The organism is Epilithonimonas sp. UC225_85, assembly GCF_042695135.1.
Classification (GTDB): domain Bacteria; phylum Bacteroidota; class Bacteroidia; order Flavobacteriales; family Weeksellaceae; genus Epilithonimonas.
This window is the reverse complement of sequence record NZ_CP170547.1, coordinates 1,380,442-1,397,367: the sequence shown is the minus strand read 5'-3', so window position 1 is coordinate 1,397,367 and position 16,926 is coordinate 1,380,442. Positions and strand designations below refer to the sequence as shown.

General features: G+C 37.0%; 20 protein-coding genes. 17 read left to right on the top strand and 3 right to left on the bottom strand.

Annotated features, from left to right (window positions below; all coding sequences use genetic code 11):
* The first annotated feature begins 167 nt into the window (after positions 1-167).
* Both ACFJGY_RS06640 and ACFJGY_RS06635 read left to right on the top strand, forming a co-directional pair.
* Positions 168-1,130, top strand: coding sequence for an NAD-dependent epimerase/dehydratase family protein (locus ACFJGY_RS06640; RefSeq protein ID WP_379969328.1), 963 nt, complete (start codon positions 168-170; stop codon positions 1,128-1,130).
* A 161-nt stretch (positions 1,131-1,291) separates the two neighbouring features.
* Positions 1,292-1,969 carry a polysaccharide deacetylase gene (locus ACFJGY_RS06635; RefSeq protein ID WP_379969326.1) on the top strand — a complete coding sequence of 226 codons (678 nt, stop codon included), beginning with the start codon at positions 1,292-1,294 and terminating at the stop codon, positions 1,967-1,969.
* 196 nt (positions 1,970-2,165) lie between these two features.
* Here the strand turns inward: ACFJGY_RS06635 and ACFJGY_RS06630 are convergent, their stop codons facing one another.
* Both ACFJGY_RS06630 and ACFJGY_RS06625 read right to left on the bottom strand, forming a co-directional pair.
* The gene (locus ACFJGY_RS06630) at positions 2,166-3,371 is read right to left on the bottom strand and encodes a metallophosphoesterase (RefSeq protein ID WP_379969324.1); all 1,206 of its coding nucleotides are present in this window, start codon (positions 3,369-3,371) and stop codon (positions 2,166-2,168) included.
* A gap of 75 nt (positions 3,372-3,446) precedes the next feature.
* Entirely contained in the window at positions 3,447-4,526 is a 1,080-nt protein-coding gene (locus ACFJGY_RS06625; protein WP_379969322.1) for a 3-oxoacyl-ACP synthase III family protein, read from the bottom strand.
* Between the two features lie 176 nt (positions 4,527-4,702).
* Here ACFJGY_RS06625 and ACFJGY_RS06620 point away from each other — a divergent pair, with 176 nt between their 5' ends.
* Positions 4,703-5,299, top strand: coding sequence for an IMPACT family protein (locus ACFJGY_RS06620; protein ID WP_379969320.1), 597 nt, complete (start codon positions 4,703-4,705; stop codon positions 5,297-5,299).
* Between the two features lie 3 nt (positions 5,300-5,302).
* On the opposite strand, the gene ACFJGY_RS06615 is transcribed toward ACFJGY_RS06620, so the two are convergent.
* A complete protein-coding gene (locus ACFJGY_RS06615; protein WP_379969318.1) occupies positions 5,303-6,010 on the bottom strand; it encodes a zinc metallopeptidase in 708 nt (235 codons plus the stop codon).
* A gap of 111 nt (positions 6,011-6,121) precedes the next feature.
* On the opposite strand from ACFJGY_RS06615, the gene ACFJGY_RS06610 reads away from it, so the two are divergent.
* The 14 genes from ACFJGY_RS06610 (at position 6,122) to nuoK (ending at position 16,926) form a co-directional block, all read left to right on the top strand.
* Positions 6,122-7,249 (top strand): GNAT family N-acetyltransferase, encoded by a 1,128-nt coding sequence (locus tag ACFJGY_RS06610; RefSeq protein WP_379969317.1) that lies wholly within the window; start codon positions 6,122-6,124, stop codon positions 7,247-7,249.
* 77 nt (positions 7,250-7,326) lie between these two features.
* On the top strand, positions 7,327-7,512 hold the full coding sequence (locus ACFJGY_RS06605; RefSeq protein WP_379969315.1) for a hypothetical protein: 186 nt from the start codon (positions 7,327-7,329) through the stop codon (positions 7,510-7,512).
* A gap of 119 nt (positions 7,513-7,631) precedes the next feature.
* Positions 7,632-8,003: an NADH-quinone oxidoreductase subunit A gene (locus tag ACFJGY_RS06600; protein ID WP_034975442.1), complete on the top strand. Its 372-nt coding sequence runs from the start codon at positions 7,632-7,634 to the stop codon at positions 8,001-8,003.
* A 68-nt stretch (positions 8,004-8,071) separates the two neighbouring features.
* Positions 8,072-8,632: an NADH-quinone oxidoreductase subunit B gene (locus ACFJGY_RS06595; protein WP_379969313.1), complete on the top strand. Its 561-nt coding sequence runs from the start codon at positions 8,072-8,074 to the stop codon at positions 8,630-8,632.
* A 5-nt stretch (positions 8,633-8,637) separates the two neighbouring features.
* Entirely contained in the window at positions 8,638-9,132 is a 495-nt protein-coding gene (locus tag ACFJGY_RS06590; protein ID WP_379969311.1) for an NADH-quinone oxidoreductase subunit C, read from the top strand.
* A 75-nt stretch (positions 9,133-9,207) separates the two neighbouring features.
* Positions 9,208-10,431 carry an NADH-quinone oxidoreductase subunit D gene (locus ACFJGY_RS06585; protein ID WP_034967044.1) on the top strand — a complete coding sequence of 408 codons (1,224 nt, stop codon included), beginning with the start codon at positions 9,208-9,210 and terminating at the stop codon, positions 10,429-10,431.
* 89 nt (positions 10,432-10,520) lie between these two features.
* Positions 10,521-11,030, top strand: a complete 510-nt coding sequence (gene nuoE / locus ACFJGY_RS06580; protein WP_034967041.1) for an NAD(P)H-dependent oxidoreductase subunit E — start codon at positions 10,521-10,523, stop codon at positions 11,028-11,030.
* Positions 11,031-11,095: 65 nt separating this feature from the next.
* On the top strand, positions 11,096-12,448 hold the full coding sequence (gene nuoF, locus ACFJGY_RS06575) for an NADH-quinone oxidoreductase subunit NuoF (RefSeq protein WP_379969308.1): 1,353 nt from the start codon (positions 11,096-11,098) through the stop codon (positions 12,446-12,448).
* 15 nt (positions 12,449-12,463) lie between these two features.
* A complete protein-coding gene (locus ACFJGY_RS06570) occupies positions 12,464-13,285 on the top strand; it encodes a hypothetical protein (protein WP_379969306.1) in 822 nt (273 codons plus the stop codon).
* 43 nt (positions 13,286-13,328) lie between these two features.
* Positions 13,329-14,357 (top strand): 2Fe-2S iron-sulfur cluster-binding protein, encoded by a 1,029-nt coding sequence (locus tag ACFJGY_RS06565; protein WP_379969304.1) that lies wholly within the window; start codon positions 13,329-13,331, stop codon positions 14,355-14,357.
* Between the two features lie 40 nt (positions 14,358-14,397).
* Entirely contained in the window at positions 14,398-15,462 is a 1,065-nt protein-coding gene (gene nuoH / locus ACFJGY_RS06560) for an NADH-quinone oxidoreductase subunit NuoH (RefSeq protein ID WP_379969302.1), read from the top strand.
* Positions 15,463-15,537: 75 nt separating this feature from the next.
* Positions 15,538-16,095, top strand: a complete 558-nt coding sequence (locus ACFJGY_RS06555; RefSeq protein ID WP_379969300.1) for a NuoI/complex I 23 kDa subunit family protein — start codon at positions 15,538-15,540, stop codon at positions 16,093-16,095.
* Positions 16,095-16,592: an NADH-quinone oxidoreductase subunit J gene (locus ACFJGY_RS06550; protein WP_379969298.1), complete on the top strand. Its 498-nt coding sequence runs from the start codon at positions 16,095-16,097 to the stop codon at positions 16,590-16,592. The genes ACFJGY_RS06555 and ACFJGY_RS06550 overlap by 1 nt, the downstream gene beginning before the upstream one ends.
* 4 nt (positions 16,593-16,596) lie before the next feature.
* Complete coding sequence (gene nuoK, locus ACFJGY_RS06545; RefSeq protein WP_379969296.1) at positions 16,597-16,926, top strand: NADH-quinone oxidoreductase subunit NuoK; 330 nt, start codon at positions 16,597-16,599, stop codon at positions 16,924-16,926.

Here is a 16,926-nt window from a genome sequence, read left to right as displayed (position 1 = left end):
TAAAGCTTTGAATTATAAATTTAAACTAAAGCCACAAATCAACAAAGCATTTTCGTTTTTTTATTTAATGATAACTGAGAATTGATAATTATAAAAAGTCTTTTGTAATCGAAAAATTTCAGACAATTATTTAAATTAATTAGATTTGCGAATCTAAAAAAGTAAAAATGGAAACACCAAAAGAAAAAATCCTAATCACTGGCGCGCTTGGACAGATCGGAACGGAACTCACCGTAAGATTATGTGAGATGTACGGCAAAGACAACGTCATTGCATCCGGACTTGACAAATGGAAAGAAGGAATCACGGAAGCGGGCTATTATGAAAGACTTGATGTGACTAATTTCCAAGCCGTTACAGAAGTGATTAAGGAGCATAATATCACAACTGTCTATCATTTGGCATCTCTACTTTCCGGAACATCGGAAAAACAGCCTCTTTTCGCCTGGAAATTGAATCTTGACCCATTGATCCACCTTTGTGAATTGGCGAAGGAAGGGACGCTTAAAAAGATTTTCTGGCCGAGTTCCATCGCCGTGTTCGGAAAAGGAATTCCTAAAGAAAATGTAGGACAAGAAGTTGTACTGAATCCGACAACTGTTTACGGAATCTCAAAAATGGCAGGTGAAAAATGGTGCGAATATTACTTTGAAAAATATGGTGTTGACATTAGAAGTATCCGTTATCCTGGTCTCATTTCCTGGAAAGCTCCAGCCGGAGGAGGAACCACAGATTACGCTGTTGAGATTTTTTATGAAGCTGTAGAAAATGGAAAATATACCAGTTTTATCAAAGAAGATACAGCGATGCCAATGCTCTATATGGATGATGCGATTGATGCTACAATCAAGCTGATGACAGCTCCAAAGGAACAAGTCAAAATCCGATATTCTTACAACCTTGGCGGGATGAGATTTACACCAAAAGAATTGGCTGACGAGATCAAAAAAACCATCCCCGATTTTGAGATCAGATATGAGCCGGATTTCCGTCAAGCCATTGCAGATTCTTGGCCGGCAAGTATTGATGATTCTGCTGCAAAACAAGATTGGGGATTAGATTATAAGTTCGACATTTCATCTATGTCGATAGATATGATAAATAATTTACGAACAAAACTGGGAAAATAATAAATTTTAAATCATCAATTTAAGTTAAATTAATTTTAACATTTGATTTTTAATTATTTACAAATAAAATATAAATTTTAGTTTAAGTGGTTTTATTGACATTTAACATATCAATATCAGAAATTAGCAGAGAAAATAATAATAAATTTTCTCAGTCTGAATTGATATCGTCTATTGAAGAAAATACAAAAATAATTTTACTTTTACTTGATTTGCATGAATATCAGGCAACTTTTTTTATAGAAATTTCTATTGCAGAATCCCTTCAAAAACTAATAAAAAATCTCTCACTTTCCGGTCACGAAATTGCACTTTATAACGTTAATTCCGATGCTGAAACTGTGGCAAAAACGAAGCAGAATCTGGAGCAGATTCTTCAGAAACCCATTCGGGGTTTAAGACAAAAATCCCACCGTCTTCCTTATTCCGAAATCAAGAAAATGGACTTCATGTACGTCTCAAATATTGAGGAATCAAAGATCGATTTTCTATGGAGAAAGCTGACCGAAAAAACAGAGATCTTCACCGAAAATGAATTAACAATAGTTCCGGAAAGCCAGTCTCCCTACTCACAAGTTCCCTTCAATGATTATGTGCTGCAAGTGACGCCGATGAACTATTATGAAAGTATGCTTTTGGAAAGTCTGAAATCCAATGAATATGTGATGATCTACGCAAATGCCTGGCAACTTTTCAGCAAAGACAAGTTGCCATTCATTTTACCATTTTATAAAAAGATCAAACTTAGCAGAAGTTTTGAAGATCGATTAGAAGATCTTTTTCAGTTTATGGATGAGCACGAAATAGCTGTTTCCAGAATGAAAGATTATTTGTTTTAAAATTAGAATTAAAGCTGCAGAAGCATTTTAATATTAATCAACAAAAAGTTTATTTTATTTCATTAATCATAATCTTCTAAATATATAGCCAGCATAAGGGAAGCATACAGCGACCTTACGGAAACCATACAGAAAAGCCAGTTATCATTTGTTTGATAAACTGGCTTTATTATTATTAAAAAGATAATTACTTAAATTAACTCAACTCAAAAACGGTAATTTCCGGCAGCACTCCTACCCTACCCGGATAACCGATGACACCAAAACCACGGTTGACGTAGAGATATTTGCCTTCGCTTTCGTAGAGATCTGCCCATTTAGGATACTTGTACTTCACTGGTGACCATTTGAAATTCTTCAGATCAATACCAAACTGCATTCCGTGTGTGTGGCCAGAGAGTGTTAATTGGACATTACTAGGGTGATTTTTCACAATTGCATCAAAATGGGAAGGATCGTGTGACATCAGAATTTTTGCAGCATCTGCAGGCACATTCCGGCTTGCTTTGTCCAAATCTCCAAATTGGGGAAAAGGTGCTATTCCCCAGTTTTCTACACCAAGAATGTAGAGTTTTTCACCATCTTTCTCAATGATACGATGCTCATTACGAAGCATTTCGAAGCCTGCCCGCTTTTCATATTCAACTAATTGGGGAATATTTTGAGCTTTTTCTTCCTTGCTTTTAAAATCGCCATAATCGCCGTAATCGTGATTACCCAGAACGGCTAATTTTCCATCTTTACTTTTGATTTGAGAAAACAAATCGATAAATGGAATGAATTCATCAGCATAATTATTCACCATATCTCCGGTAAACAATATCAGATCAGCATCTTGTTTATTAATCAAATCGATGGCATGCTGCAGATGTTTTGGATTCTGGAAACTTCCGCTGTGAACATCCGAGATCTGAACAATCTTATACCCTTTGAAAGCCGCAGGAAGATTTTTCAGTTTAAGTCTTACAATTCTGGCTCGGTGACGGTATTTACCAAAGACAATTCCGTCCAAAACCAGACCAGCCAGCAACGCTGCTGATCCTAAACCAACCAAACTTACGAATTTTCGCCTTGATGGATAATTGTGATTTTCTGTTGCAACATAATGGTATCCGAAATTGAACAACCTGAAAATATCTTCTGCTAATAAAAAAACAGCAACCAAAATCTTTGGCAATACAAATATTAAAATTGTCGAAAATACAATCTGAAAACGAAGATATTCGTGAGAAGCTCTATTAAATGTAAAGACTGAATAAATTAAAAATCCGTAAATAAGAACCGTTGGAATCCAGTAGATAAATTTTGCATTCTGATTGGAATAAACCGTTTTAAAGGCTTGATAGACATATACTTCCAGCACCAGAAATATGCCGAGAATGAATAAAATATTTTTTTGCATACTTTTATATAAAAAAACAAAAGGAATAAAAAATCATTCCTTTTGTATTATAGACGTTTAAATTTCGATTTTACTTTAAATTTTACCTTCAGGGAATTTATAGATTACACAGTTGATATTCATTCCTGCTCCAACTGATGTGAAAAGTATATGAGATCCCGGCGTGAATTGCTGACCTTCCATTTTCCCTTTTCTGATCAAATCAAATAAAGTAGGAACCGTTGCAACCGAAGAGTTTCCATATTCCTGGATCGTCATTGGAGAAATGGCGTGGTCGTAATCTTTTTGTCCGTACAATTTGAAAAGCCTTCCAATCATAGCATAATCCATCTTTGCATTGGCCTGATGAATTAATATTTTGGTGATATCAGAAATATCAAGATTAGCCTTTTCGATCGTAGCTTTTATAGCGTCTGGGACGTTTTTCAAAGCGTACTCGTAGATTTTGCGGCCTTTCATTTGGATATATTGTCTTGCTTCTTTAGATTCAAGATTAAGACTTGGTCCATTTGCAAGATAATTAAGTTCTTCGCCGTTGTCACAAAGTGTGCTATCTGCTAAAACCCCCACAGAAGTATCTTCCGTAGCAACGACTACAACTGCACCGGCGCCATCTGCAAAGATCATTTTGTTTCGGTCAAATTCGTCAGTCACCCGGCTCAGCGTTTCACCGCCGACAACAAGGATTGTTTTTGCTTTTTTAGCTTTTATTAACGTATCTGCAAGAATCAGAGATTCTACCCAGCCCGGACATCCGAAGATCATATCATAGTTGACACAAGATCTGTTTTTGATATCCAGCTTATTTTTAAGTCTTGCTGATAGAGAAGGCATAAAATTAGGAATCCCATCCACATCAACTTCTCCAAAATTGGTAGCATAGATGATATAATCGATCTCTTCTTTGTCAATACCTGCGTCTTCAATTGCTTCTAAGGAAGCCCTAAGACCAAGATCTGAATTAAAATCCTCAGGACTAAGATATCTTCTTCTTTCGATCTCTGTGATGTCTACGAATTTCTGAATAATTTCGTCTGTCGGCTTCTCAATCAGTTGATTATTATCATCATAGAAGATAGAATCTTTGAAATGGGAACCTTCTATTATGTTTTCCGGAATATAACTTCCGGAGCCAATGATCAGTGTATTAGGCATTGATATTAATAAATTTTAATATGCAAAATTACATAAAAATTAATTGTTGAAATTTTATTTTTGTTATTTTTTAAGGGTCTTACAATTAATCAGTTGTAAATCTGAATTATAATTAATTAAATAAGCTTTCTGACTTAATATTTGAATTTTTATCATAGAATTTCTATTTTTGATGAATGTTTGAATTCCAAACCATAGACAAAGAAATTGAGGATGTTTTGATGAAGGAAAAAGGCAGCAAATTCATCGGTTTTGCTTATCCAATAAATTCTGACTCTGAAATTAAATCGAGACTTAATCACCTTCGTGAGATTCATCCAAAAGCAACACATCACTGTTATGCTTACCGATTAGGAATTAACGGCGAAAATTACCGCGCCAATGATGACGGCGAACCTTCGGGAAGTGCGGGTTTGCCAATTTTCAATCAACTATTAGCGCATCAAATTACAAATGTTTTGGTTGTTGTCATCAGATATTACGGCGGGACAAAATTAGGCGTTGGCGGATTGGTAAAAGCCTACAAAGAATCTGCGAAATTTACTTTAGAAGAAGCCAAAATCATTACCAAAGAATTAGAATCGAAAATCGAATTGAAGTTCAAATTTTCTCAGCAAAATATCATTTTTACTTTACTAAATAAATATGATGCAAAAATCCTCTCTTTCGAAGCGGAAGACATTTGCACAATTGTAGCCAACTTCAAAACTTCAAAAAAAGAAAGCATCTCGGAAGAATTGTCCGAAATGCTTTTGGAATTAAATTTTTTATAACTTTTATCTTCTATTTCCCATTAACATCGATGCAAAATAAAGCAATTGCGCTAATGAACCAAGTGCTGCAACAACATAAGTTCTGGCTGCCCATTTCAATGAATCTTCTGCACCAGCATATTCTTCTCTCGAAACTGTTCCGCTGGATTCCAACCATTTCAAAGCTCTATTGCTGGCATCATATTCTACAGGTAAGGTGATGAATGCAAATAATGTTGTTACCGCAAAAAGCACAACGCCAATTGCTAAAACCGTTGTGTTTCCATTTGGATTGTCGATGCTTCTTGTACCGGCCATAATCGCAATACCAGCAATTAGAACAAATTGCAACAGATTGGAACTGATATTCACGATTGGAACCATTTTCGACCGGAACTGCAACATAGAATAACCAACGGCGTGCTGAACGGCGTGTCCACATTCGTGAGCTGCAACCGCCGCCGCCGCCGCATTTCTTTGCATGTAAACAGATTCGGAAAGGTTTACAGTTTTAGTTTCCGGATTGTAATGGTCGGTCAATTGTCCTGGAACGGAAACGACCTGAACATCATTAATCCCATTATCTCTCAACATTTTTTCGGCAATTTCTTTTCCGGAAAGTCCATTTCTGAGGTGAACTTTGGAGTAATGCTCGAATTTGGATTTCAATCTTGATGAAACAATCCAACTCAGCAGCATAGAAATCCCAATAATTAAATAGTAACCAGTCATTTTATTTTCAATTTATGTTAAAATAAATTATAATTTTTGATGTAAAAACCGTACCAAAGCCTTGCTTTTTTTTTCTTAAAAACTATCTTTGTCTAATCTATAAACAAGAATATGGGAAATATCAATATAAAGCAAGTAGTTACGGAAAAAGACCAAATGGATTTCATCAAATTCCCGATGGAACTTTATAAGAACAACCCGAATTACGTTCCGCCATTGATCAATGAAGAAAGAAATATCTGGAAAAAAGAAGAAAATCCTGCCCTCAATTATTCTGAAGCGAAACAATTTTTAGCTTACAAAAATGATAAAATCGTCGGCAGAATTGCTGTTTTGATTAATAGAAAGGAAGAGAAAGAACTTGGCATCAAGAAAGTTAGATTTGGCTGGCTGGATTTCATTGATGATGCAGAAGTTTCCAAAGCTTTGATTAATATTGCTATTAATTTCGCCAAGGAAAATCAAATCGATAAAATCGAAGGTCCGATGGGATTCACCAATCTTGACAAGGCTGGAATGTTGACTTTCGGATTTGATAAATTGGCAACAATGATTGGACTTTACAATAACGATTATTATCCCAAACATCTTGAAAATCTTGGCCTTGTAAAAGAAAAAGAATGGGTAGAATTTGAATTGCAATTCCCTGAAATTTTGCCGGAAAAAGTGGAGAAATTCAGTTCGTTGATTGCTCAGAAATACAAATTGAAAACTTTACAATTCAAACATAAAAAAGAGATTTTGCCTTACGTAGAATCGATGTTTAAATTGCTGGATGAGACTTACAAGCATCTTTCGACTTACACACCAATTTCCGATGAGCAAATCAAAACTTACAAGGAAAAATATTTCGGATTTATAGACAAAGATTACATCACTTGCGTCGCGGACGAGAACAATCAATTGGTGGCGTTTGCGATTACAATGCCTTCTTATTCCAAGGCTTTGCAGAAATCAAAAGGAAAACTTTTCCCATTCGGCTGGTGGCACTTTTTACAAGCTGGGAAGAAAAATGAGCGCGCCAATTTCTACCTGATAGGAATCCATCCGGAATACCAAAGAAGAGGCGTGACGTCAATGATTTTTAAAGCCATTCAGGAAAACCTTAAAACAAAAGGCATCAAATACCTTGAGACCAATCCGGAACTGGAGGAAAACAAAAGTGTGCAGGTTCTTTGGCAAGATTATCATCCGGTGCATCACAAAAGCAGAAGAACTTATTCACTTGAGATTAAATAATTATATTTAATTTAAACGATCGTTTAGCAAAATATAAATTTGAATAAGCGTATTAATCTTTTAAAAATCAATTCCTAGTGAAAAAGCAACTATACATTTACGTTGGTCTGATCATCCTGTTTGTAGCTTATAATTTTTATAAACCTATCAAGGATGACAGATTGGATGCGGTCATCAACATTCTGTTTGCCAGCGTGTTGTTTCTCTACATTGCTTACATCGCCTATCTTGTTCTGAGGAATATGGGCAAAAAAGGCAAATAGACTCTTATTTATAACTATTCTAAATTTACTAAAACAGACTTTTCTCTTGTTTACATAAGGCTGATAATTTACTATATTAAATCTTTATTTAGTATTTTTGCATAGTTAAATTTGACCTTATGAATTTACCCGAAAATTATATTCCAATACTAATTCAGGCCGCAGTCGGTCTTGGATTCGTAGCTATTTCTTTGTTAGGTGCTCATTTCTTGGGTCCTCAGCAGAAGAAAGGGAATTCTGTAAAAAACCAAGCCTGGGAATGTGGTATTCCGAGTGAAGGTAACGCTAGAACACCATTCTCCATCAAATATTTCCTGACTGCAGTTTTGTTCGTATTGTTCGATATCGAGATTGTATTCTTCTACCCTTACGCGGTTAACTTTAGAGAATTTGGAATGGAAGGCTTTGTTGCCGTACTTACGTTTGTTGCTATTTTCTTTGTCGCTTTTTTCTACGTTTGGAAAAGAGGCGCTTTGGATTGGGACAAATAAATTAATTTAATTACGTTTTGGATTTAAAATTGAATCAATTAAAGTCTAAAATTTAAAATCTAGAAAAAATGTCAGATAATAAACCAGTAATTATAACAGATGCGCCCGCTCCTCCAGGATTTGAAGGAGAAGGATTTTTCGCAACACAATTGAGCAGTGTGATCGGGATGGCAAGAAAGTTCTCACTTTGGCCTTTACCTTTTGCAACATCTTGCTGTGGGATCGAATTTATGGCGACATTGAATCCAACTTACGATGCTTCAAGATTTGGAATGGAAAGAAACTCTTTCTCTCCAAGACAGGCAGATATGTTGATGGTTTGCGGAACTATTTCTAAAAAATTAGGTCCCGTTTTGAAAGAAGTTTATACCCAAATGGCTGAGCCAAAATGGGTAGTTGCTGTTGGCGCTTGTGCTTCCAGCGGTGGTATTTTTGATACTTATTCAGTTTTACAAGGGATTGACAAAATCATTCCTGTTGACGTCTATGTTCCAGGATGTCCGCCAAGACCAGAACAAATCATCGAAGGCGTAATGCAGGTGCAGGCATTGGCAGAAAGCGAAAGCATCAGAAGAAGAGATATGCCGGAATATCAGCATTTATTGGATTCTTACAATATTAGTAACTAAGGAAGATGACAAACGAATTTGTATTAGAAGCTATCACGAGAGAATTTCCTGAATCTGTTGTTTCAAGTTCAGAACCTTACGGAATGCTGACAGTTGAAATCAAAAAAGACGACATTAAGAAGGTCATTCATTATTTGAAAGATTCAAGTTTAGAAATCAATTTTTTGACAGATGTTTGCGGGATTCATTATCCTGAAACGCCTGAGAAAGAAATTGGTGTTATTTATCATTTGCATAATATGATGACCAATTTCAGAATTCGTCTCAAAGTTTTTATGACAAGAGAAAATATAGAAGTTGATTCTTTGACTGAATTGTATGCAGGTGCAAACTGGATGGAAAGAGAAACTTTTGATTTCTATGGGATCAAATTCAAAGGCCACCCCGATTTGAGACCGATTCTTAATATGGAAGATTTGGGTTACCATCCAATGTTGAAAGAATACCGACTGGAAGATGGAACCAGAACAGATAAGAACGATAGTATGTTCGGAAGATAAAATTAATATAAATGATAAATGATAATAGATAAATGATTATCGATTATCACCTATCAATTATCAATTATAAAGAATATGAAAGATAACTCATTATCTAATATACTTAACCAATACGACAGCAAGGAACAAATCGACGGGCAACTATACACCCTGAATCTTGGACCTACGCACCCTGCAACTCACGGGATTTTCCAGAACGTTCTTACGATGGACGGCGAAAGGATTCTTCACGCTGAGCAAACTGTAGGTTATATTCACAGAGCATTCGAAAAAATCTCTGAGAGAAGAAACTTTGCACAAATCACCACGCTTACCGATAGAATGAACTACTGCTCTGCCCCCATCAATAATTTGGGCTGGCATATGACAGTTGAGAAATTACTTGGCATCAAAGTTCCAAAACGTGTAGATTATATGCGTGTGATTTTAATGGAATTGGCAAGAATTGGTGACCACTTGATTTGCAACGGTGTTACAGGAATGGATGCCGGCGCCATTACAGGATTGACTTATATGTTCATCGAAAGAGAGCGTATTTACGATATGTACGAGCAGATTTGCGGTGCAAGGATGACGACTAATATGGGAAGAATCGGCGGTTTCGAAAGAGACTTCACGCCAAAGTTCCACGAGTTATTAAAAGACTTCCTGAAAACTTTTCCTGCAAGATTTGCAGAATTCGGTCAATTGTTAGAAAGAAACAGAATCTTTATGGACAGAACCATCGGAGCTGGCGCAATTTCGGCAGAAAGAGCTTTGAGTTACGGTTTCACAGGTCCAAACCTTCGTGCAACAGGCGTTGATTATGACGTGAGAGTTGCACAGCCGTATTCTTCTTATGAAGATTTCGATTTCATTATTCCGGTTGGAACTGCGGGCGATACTTACGACCGTTTTATGGTTCGTCAGCAGGAGATTTGGGAATCTTTGAAAATCATCAACCAAGCTTACGACAATCTTCCAGAAGGACCATTCCACGCGGATGTTCCGGATTTTTATCTTCCTGAAAAGGCAGATGTTTACAACAAAATGGAAGCCTTGATTTACCATTTCAAAATCGTAATGGGAGAAACAGATGTTCCTAAAGGCGAAGTTTACCACGCTGTAGAAGGTGGAAATGGAGAATTAGGATTCTATCTCGTGAGCGACGGCGGAAGAACGCCTTACAGGTTGCACTTCAGAAGACCTTGTTTCATTTATTACCAGGCTTATCCGGAAATGATTACCGGCGCAGTAATATCTGACGCAATCGTAACAATGTGTAGTATGAACATTATTGCGGGAGAATTAGACGCATAATTTTGTACAACGTACAAAGTAAAATGTATAAAGATTAAAAATAGAAGTACACTGTACATTGTACATTGTACATTTTACAACAAAATAAGATGAGCGAAACAATTGCTTTTAAACCTGAAAGCTTAGCGCAGGTTCATAAAATTATCGCAAGATATCCGGAAGGCAGACAAAAATCTGCGCTGATTCCTGTCTTGCACATTGCACAGAAAGAATTTGATGGTTGGCTGGCTGTTCCAGTGATGGATTATGTTGCAGAATTATTGAGCATTACACCAATCGAAGTATATGAAGTTGCGACTTTCTATACGATGTTCAATATGAAGCCGGTGGGGAAATATGTTTTGGAAGTTTGCAGAACCGGGCCTTGCATGCTGAACGGAAGTGATAATATTCTCGACCACATCAGAACCAAATTAAATATTAAAGACGGCGAAACCACAGCAGACGGACTTTTCACTTTAAAACCGGGAGAATGTCTTGGCGCTTGCGGATATGCACCGATGATGCAGTTGGGTAAATTCTACCACGAACATTTGACCATCGAAAAAGTTGACGAAATCATTGACCTTTGCAGACAAGGCGCCATCGATTTAGGTTAAGAATTAATTTAGATAAATAATTAAGCAAAAAGCCAAAAGCCAATTGCTATAAGCTTATAAATAAAATGAGTAAAAAACTTTTACTTAAAAACGCACATATTGAGGGAATCCGTTACTTCGAAACTTACCGAAAAAATGGTGGTTACGAAGCTGCGGAAAAAGCTCTGAAAATGACTACCGATCAAGTTCTTGAAGAAGTAAAAACTTCCGGACTCCGTGGTCGTGGTGGTGCTGGTTTTCCTACCGGAATGAAGTGGAGTTTCCTTGCAAAACCGGAAGGCGTTCCAAGACATTTGGTCGTAAATGCCGATGAGTCTGAACCAGGAACTTTCAAAGACAGATATTTGATGGAGTTTCTTCCTCATTTATTAATCGAAGGAATGTTGATTTCTTCTTACACTTTAGGTTCCAATGTTTCGTATATCTACATCAGAGGAGAATATTCCTGGATTCCGGATATTTTAGAAGAAGCAATTGAGGAAGCTAAGGCTGCTGGATTTCTTGGAAAAAATATCTTAGGAACTGGTTTCGATTGCGAAATCTATGTTCAGAGAGGTGCCGGAGCTTACATTTGTGGTGAAGAAACAGCTTTATTGGAATCTCTTGAGGGTAAGAGAGGAAACCCAAGATTGAAACCACCTTTCCCTGCTATTAAAGGACTTTGGGAAAGACCAACGGTAGTAAATAACGTTGAAACCATCGCTGCAGTTGTTCCAATCATTGATATTACTGGCTCTGAATATGCAAAAATCGGTGTTGGAAGGTCAACAGGAACTAAATTAATTTCGGCTTGTGGAAACATTAACAAACCTGGCGTTTATGAAATTGACATGACCATCACCGTTGAAGAATTCATTTATTCCGATGAATATTGTGGCGGAATACCGAATGGTAAAAAACTGAAAGCCTGTATTCCTGGTGGAAGTTCTGTTCCAATCGTCCCTGCAAATTTATTACTGAAAACCATCAATGGTGAACCAAGATATATGAATTACGAATCCCTTGCTGACGGTGGTTTTGCTACCGGAACGATGATGGGATCAGGTGGATTTATTGTTTTGGACGAAGACCAGTGTGTCGTAAATCATACGATGACTTTAGCAAGATTCTACAACCACGAGAGTTGTGGACAATGTACACCTTGCCGTGAAGGAACGGGTTGGATGTACAAAATATTGAAAAAAATAGAAAAAGGAGAAGGAAAAATGGCAGATATCGATTTGCTTTGGGATATCCAGAGAAAAATCGAAGGGAATACCATTTGTCCTTTGGGAGATGCTGCTGCCTGGCCGGTTGCTGCTGCTATCAGACACTTTAGAGATGAGTTTGAATGGCACGTCAATAATCCAGAGCTAAGCCAGACTCAAAATTATGGCTTAGCAAATTATGCTGATCCAATCCCGGCAGTTGCCAAATAAGTAGAGTATATTATAATGAAGAAGTTTTTATTGCTATTATTAGCAATTACAAGTTTAGAAGGTGCAAAAGCACAGAGCGAGGCGTTCAAAAAAGGATCTGTAATGATTTTCTGGGGATGGAACAGAGCTTGGTATTCCAACTCCGACATTCATTTTTATGGGCAGGATTATAATTTCGTATTGCATGATGTTTCTGCTCACGACAGACCAACACCAATAAGCGAGTTTAATCATTATATTGACCCTACAAAAATCTCTATTCCACAGGTTAATTATAATGTCACTTATTTTATTAATGATAATCTGGGACTAAGTTTTGGAATAGATCACATGAAATATGTGATGGATCAGGATCAGACTGCTTCTATTAGTGGATATATTAATAATCCTCAGTATGCTGCAATGGTAAATAATGGACAAGTAGATCTTACCAACGGTGAATTTTTAAAATTTGAGCATACGAATGGATTGAATTATCTTAATTTCGGCATTCAGAAATATAAACAGTTACTGAACAAAAAGAATTTTGATATATTCTGGGGCGGAGGATTTGGAGCCGGAGTTTTGGTTCCTAAAACGGATGCAACGCTTATGGGAAAAGAAGAAAGCGATCATTTCCATTTAGCAGGATTTGGGTTGGATGCAAGAACAAGTGTTAATCTGCTTTTATGGAATCATTTTGTTGCAAAAGCAGAATTCAAATATGCATATATTAATCTGCCAAGTGTAAGAACTACAGTGGAAAATGTAAAAGTAGATAAAGCCATTCAGGATTTCAACGCTTCCGAGCTTGTTTTTGGAATTGGATATACCTTTAATACAAAGAAAAATAAATAAAAATTAAGACTATTGCTGACGCATATAGCCAAAAGCATAAGATATGAGCGAAGAAGTCAAAAAATTTAAAGTTACCATAGACGGACAAACGACTGAAGTTTTGCCTGGTACTTCTATTTTGGAAGCTGCAAGACAAATCGGTGGGAAGTCTGTTCCGCCAGCTATGTGTTATTATAGCAAACTGGAAACCAGCGGAGGAAGATGCAGAACGTGTCTGGTAGAAGTTTCCAAAGGTTCCGAAGCAGATCCAAGACCAATGCCTAAATTAGTTGCAAGCTGCAGAACTGGCGTGATGGACGGAATGGAAGTTAAAAACCTAAGTTCAGAAAAAGCGCAGGAAGGCAGAAAAGCGGTTACCGAATTCCTTTTGCTGAATCATCCTTTGGATTGCCCAATTTGTGATCAGGCGGGAGAATGTCATCTACAGGATCTTGGTTACGAGCACGGAAACCTTGAGACCAGAACTGAATTCGAAAGAAATACTTACGATGCAGATGACATCGGTCCAAACATCAAATTGAATATGAACCGTTGCATCCTTTGCGCAAGATGTGTATTGGCTGCAAATCAACTGACAGATAAAAGAGAACACGGAATCCTTTACAGAGGTGACCACGCAGAGATCTCTACAATGTTGAATAAAGCGTTGGACAATGATTTCATCGGAAATGTGATCGACGTTTGTCCAGTTGGAGCATTGACAGACAGAACGGCAAGATTCACCAGCAGAGTTTGGTTCACAAAACCTTATAATGCGACTTGTACCTGTACGAAATGCAGCGGAAAAGCGGTAGTTTGGATGAAGGGTGATGAAGTGGTAAGAGTAACTGCCAGAAAAGACCAATACGGTGAAGTTGAAGATTGGATTTGCGACGAGTGTCGTTTCCACAAAAAAGATACAGCACTTTGGAACATCGAAGGACCAAGACATATCGACAGACATTCTGTAATTTCTCTTAACCATTACGAGAAAAAAACAGATAGCTACAATGTATTAGAAAACTTTGAAGCCAAAGAAATTGGTTTTTCGGACGAAAAAGAAATTGAAAAATTAGATAATGAGACAATTTGATATTGAGAATTCTCAAGAATCAAAACTCAAATAAATTGATATGGAATTACTGACTTTTAAAATCATATTAGTACTTGCTCTATTCCTTTTAGCGCTTACTATCGCCGCCTACTCCACTTGGGCAGAGAGAAAAGTAGCGTCTATTATGCAGGACAGGATTGGACCAAACAGAGCTGGACCCTTCGGATTGCTGCAGCCGTTGGCAGATGGTGGCAAATTTTTCTTCAAAGAGGATTTTACACCACAACACGCTGAGAAATTCCTATTTATATTAGGACCATCTTTGGTCATGTTTATTTCATTAATTACTGGTGCTGTAATCCCTTGGGGTAAAACATTGAATTTCGGAGGTGTTTCTTACGATCTTCAGGTTGCTAATATTGATGTTGGCGTTTTGTTCATCATCGGAATGGCTTCTATCGGTGTTTACGGAATTATGATCGGAGGCTGGGCTTCTAACAACAAATATTCATTGCTTGGTGCAATCAGAGCGTCTTCTCAGATGATCTCTTACGAATTAGCAATGGGATTGGCACTTCTTTCCATCATTATGATGACAGGAAGTCTTGACCTTAAAGTAATTTCTGAAACACAGACTTCCGGGAAAATCTGGGGATTCATTCCGGCAATTTCCGGGATCAATTGGAATATTCTATATCAGCCTTTAGCTTTTTTAATATTTTTCATTGCTGCAATGGCAGAAACGAACCGTCACCCTTTCGATTTACCAGAATGTGAATCTGAATTGGTAACCGGTTATTCCACCGAATATTCATCAATGAAGTTGGGATTATATATGTTTGGGGAATATGTGAATATGTTTATCTCTAATGCATTTATGGTCGTTCTTTTCTTCGGAGGTTATAATTATCCGGGAATAGACTGGGTTACTCACAACTGGGGAGAAAATGTTGCAGGAGTATTAAGTATAGTTGCATTCTTAACAAAAACAATCATCGGAATTCTGATCTTTATGTGGATCAGATGGACACTTCCGAGATTCAGATATGACCAATTGATGCATCTTGGATGGAAAACTTTGATTCCATTGGCATTGGTAAATCTAATGATAACAGGTGCTGTGATTTTGGCATTTGGAAATTAAAATTGAATAATAATTAAAGATATAAGACAAGAACGGTCTAAGATCTAATGTCTAACATCTAACATCTATAATTAAATGAAACTTACTAACAGATCAAAAGTTGTTTCGAATAAAGAAATGACCTTAGGCGAAAAGATCTACTTACCTGCGATTTTCAAAGGTATGGGAATCACTTTCAAACACGCAGTAAGAACCGTGATTAAAGGTGCGCCTGCAGTATATTCTTATCCTGAGGTTCAAAAACCAAGAGCAGAAATCTGGAGAGGTCAACACGTTTTGAAGAGAGACGAAGAAGGCAGAGAAAGATGTACAGCTTGTGGACTTTGTGCCGTGGCGTGCCCTGCAGAAGCTATCACAATGACAGCCGGAGAAAGAACTAAGGAAGAAAAACATCTTTACAGAGAAGAAAAATATGCTGAGATCTATGAGATCAATATGTTGAGATGCATCTTCTGCGGAATGTGTGAAGAAGCTTGTCCTAAATCTGCTATCTACTTAACAGACAGATTGGTAGATGTGGAACAAAACAGAAATTCTTTTATCTACGGAAAAGATAAACTGGTCGAGAAAATTAATGCAAGGATTGACATCACAGAAAGACAATCTGAGAAACAAAAAAATGCAGTAAAATAATGGATCAGATTTTATTTTTTATCGTAGCGTTTTTAGCCATAGCAAGTGCAGTTTACTTTGTATTTGCAAAAAATCCGATGTACGCGATCCTTTCATTGATCGTGACAATGTTTTCCATTGCGGGAATGTACATTCTTCTTAACGCCCAGTTTTTAGGTATAGTTCAGATCATCGTTTATACCGGTGCTATTATGGTTTTGTTCCTTTATATTTTGATGATGCTAAATCTTAATAAAGAAGACGAAAGTAAAAAGGACAACCTTCCGAAGTTCATCGGGATTTTCTCAATTTGTATTTTATTTGTGGGAATGTTGGGTGCTTACAAAGGCCTTAGCGGAAAAACAGTAGCAGAAGGCAACATTGACTATTCTGTCGGACTGACTAAAAATCTGGGAAGATTATTGTTTAACGAATATGTATTGCCATTTGAACTTGCTTCAATCCTGATTTTAGCTGGAATCGTAGGTGCTGTTCTGATTGGTAAAAAAGATTTATAAGATTATGGGAGACGTAAATACATTTATACAACAGGTTCCTCTGGAATATTTCATTATTCTGAGTACCGTTTTGTTCTGCCTTGGTGTTTTGGGAGTTTTGCTTCGTAAAAATGCCATCGTGATACTAGGGTGTGTAGAATTGATGCTTAATTCCGTGAATCTTTTACTGGCAGCATTTTCTGCTTACAAAGGTGATGGTAACGGACAGCTTTTGGTGTTCTTCATCATGGTGGTTGCCGCAGCAGAAGTAGCTGTAGGTTTGGCAATTATCGCAATGATGTACAGAAATACCAAATCTGTAGACGTAAGTATTTTTAATAAATTAAGAGGATAA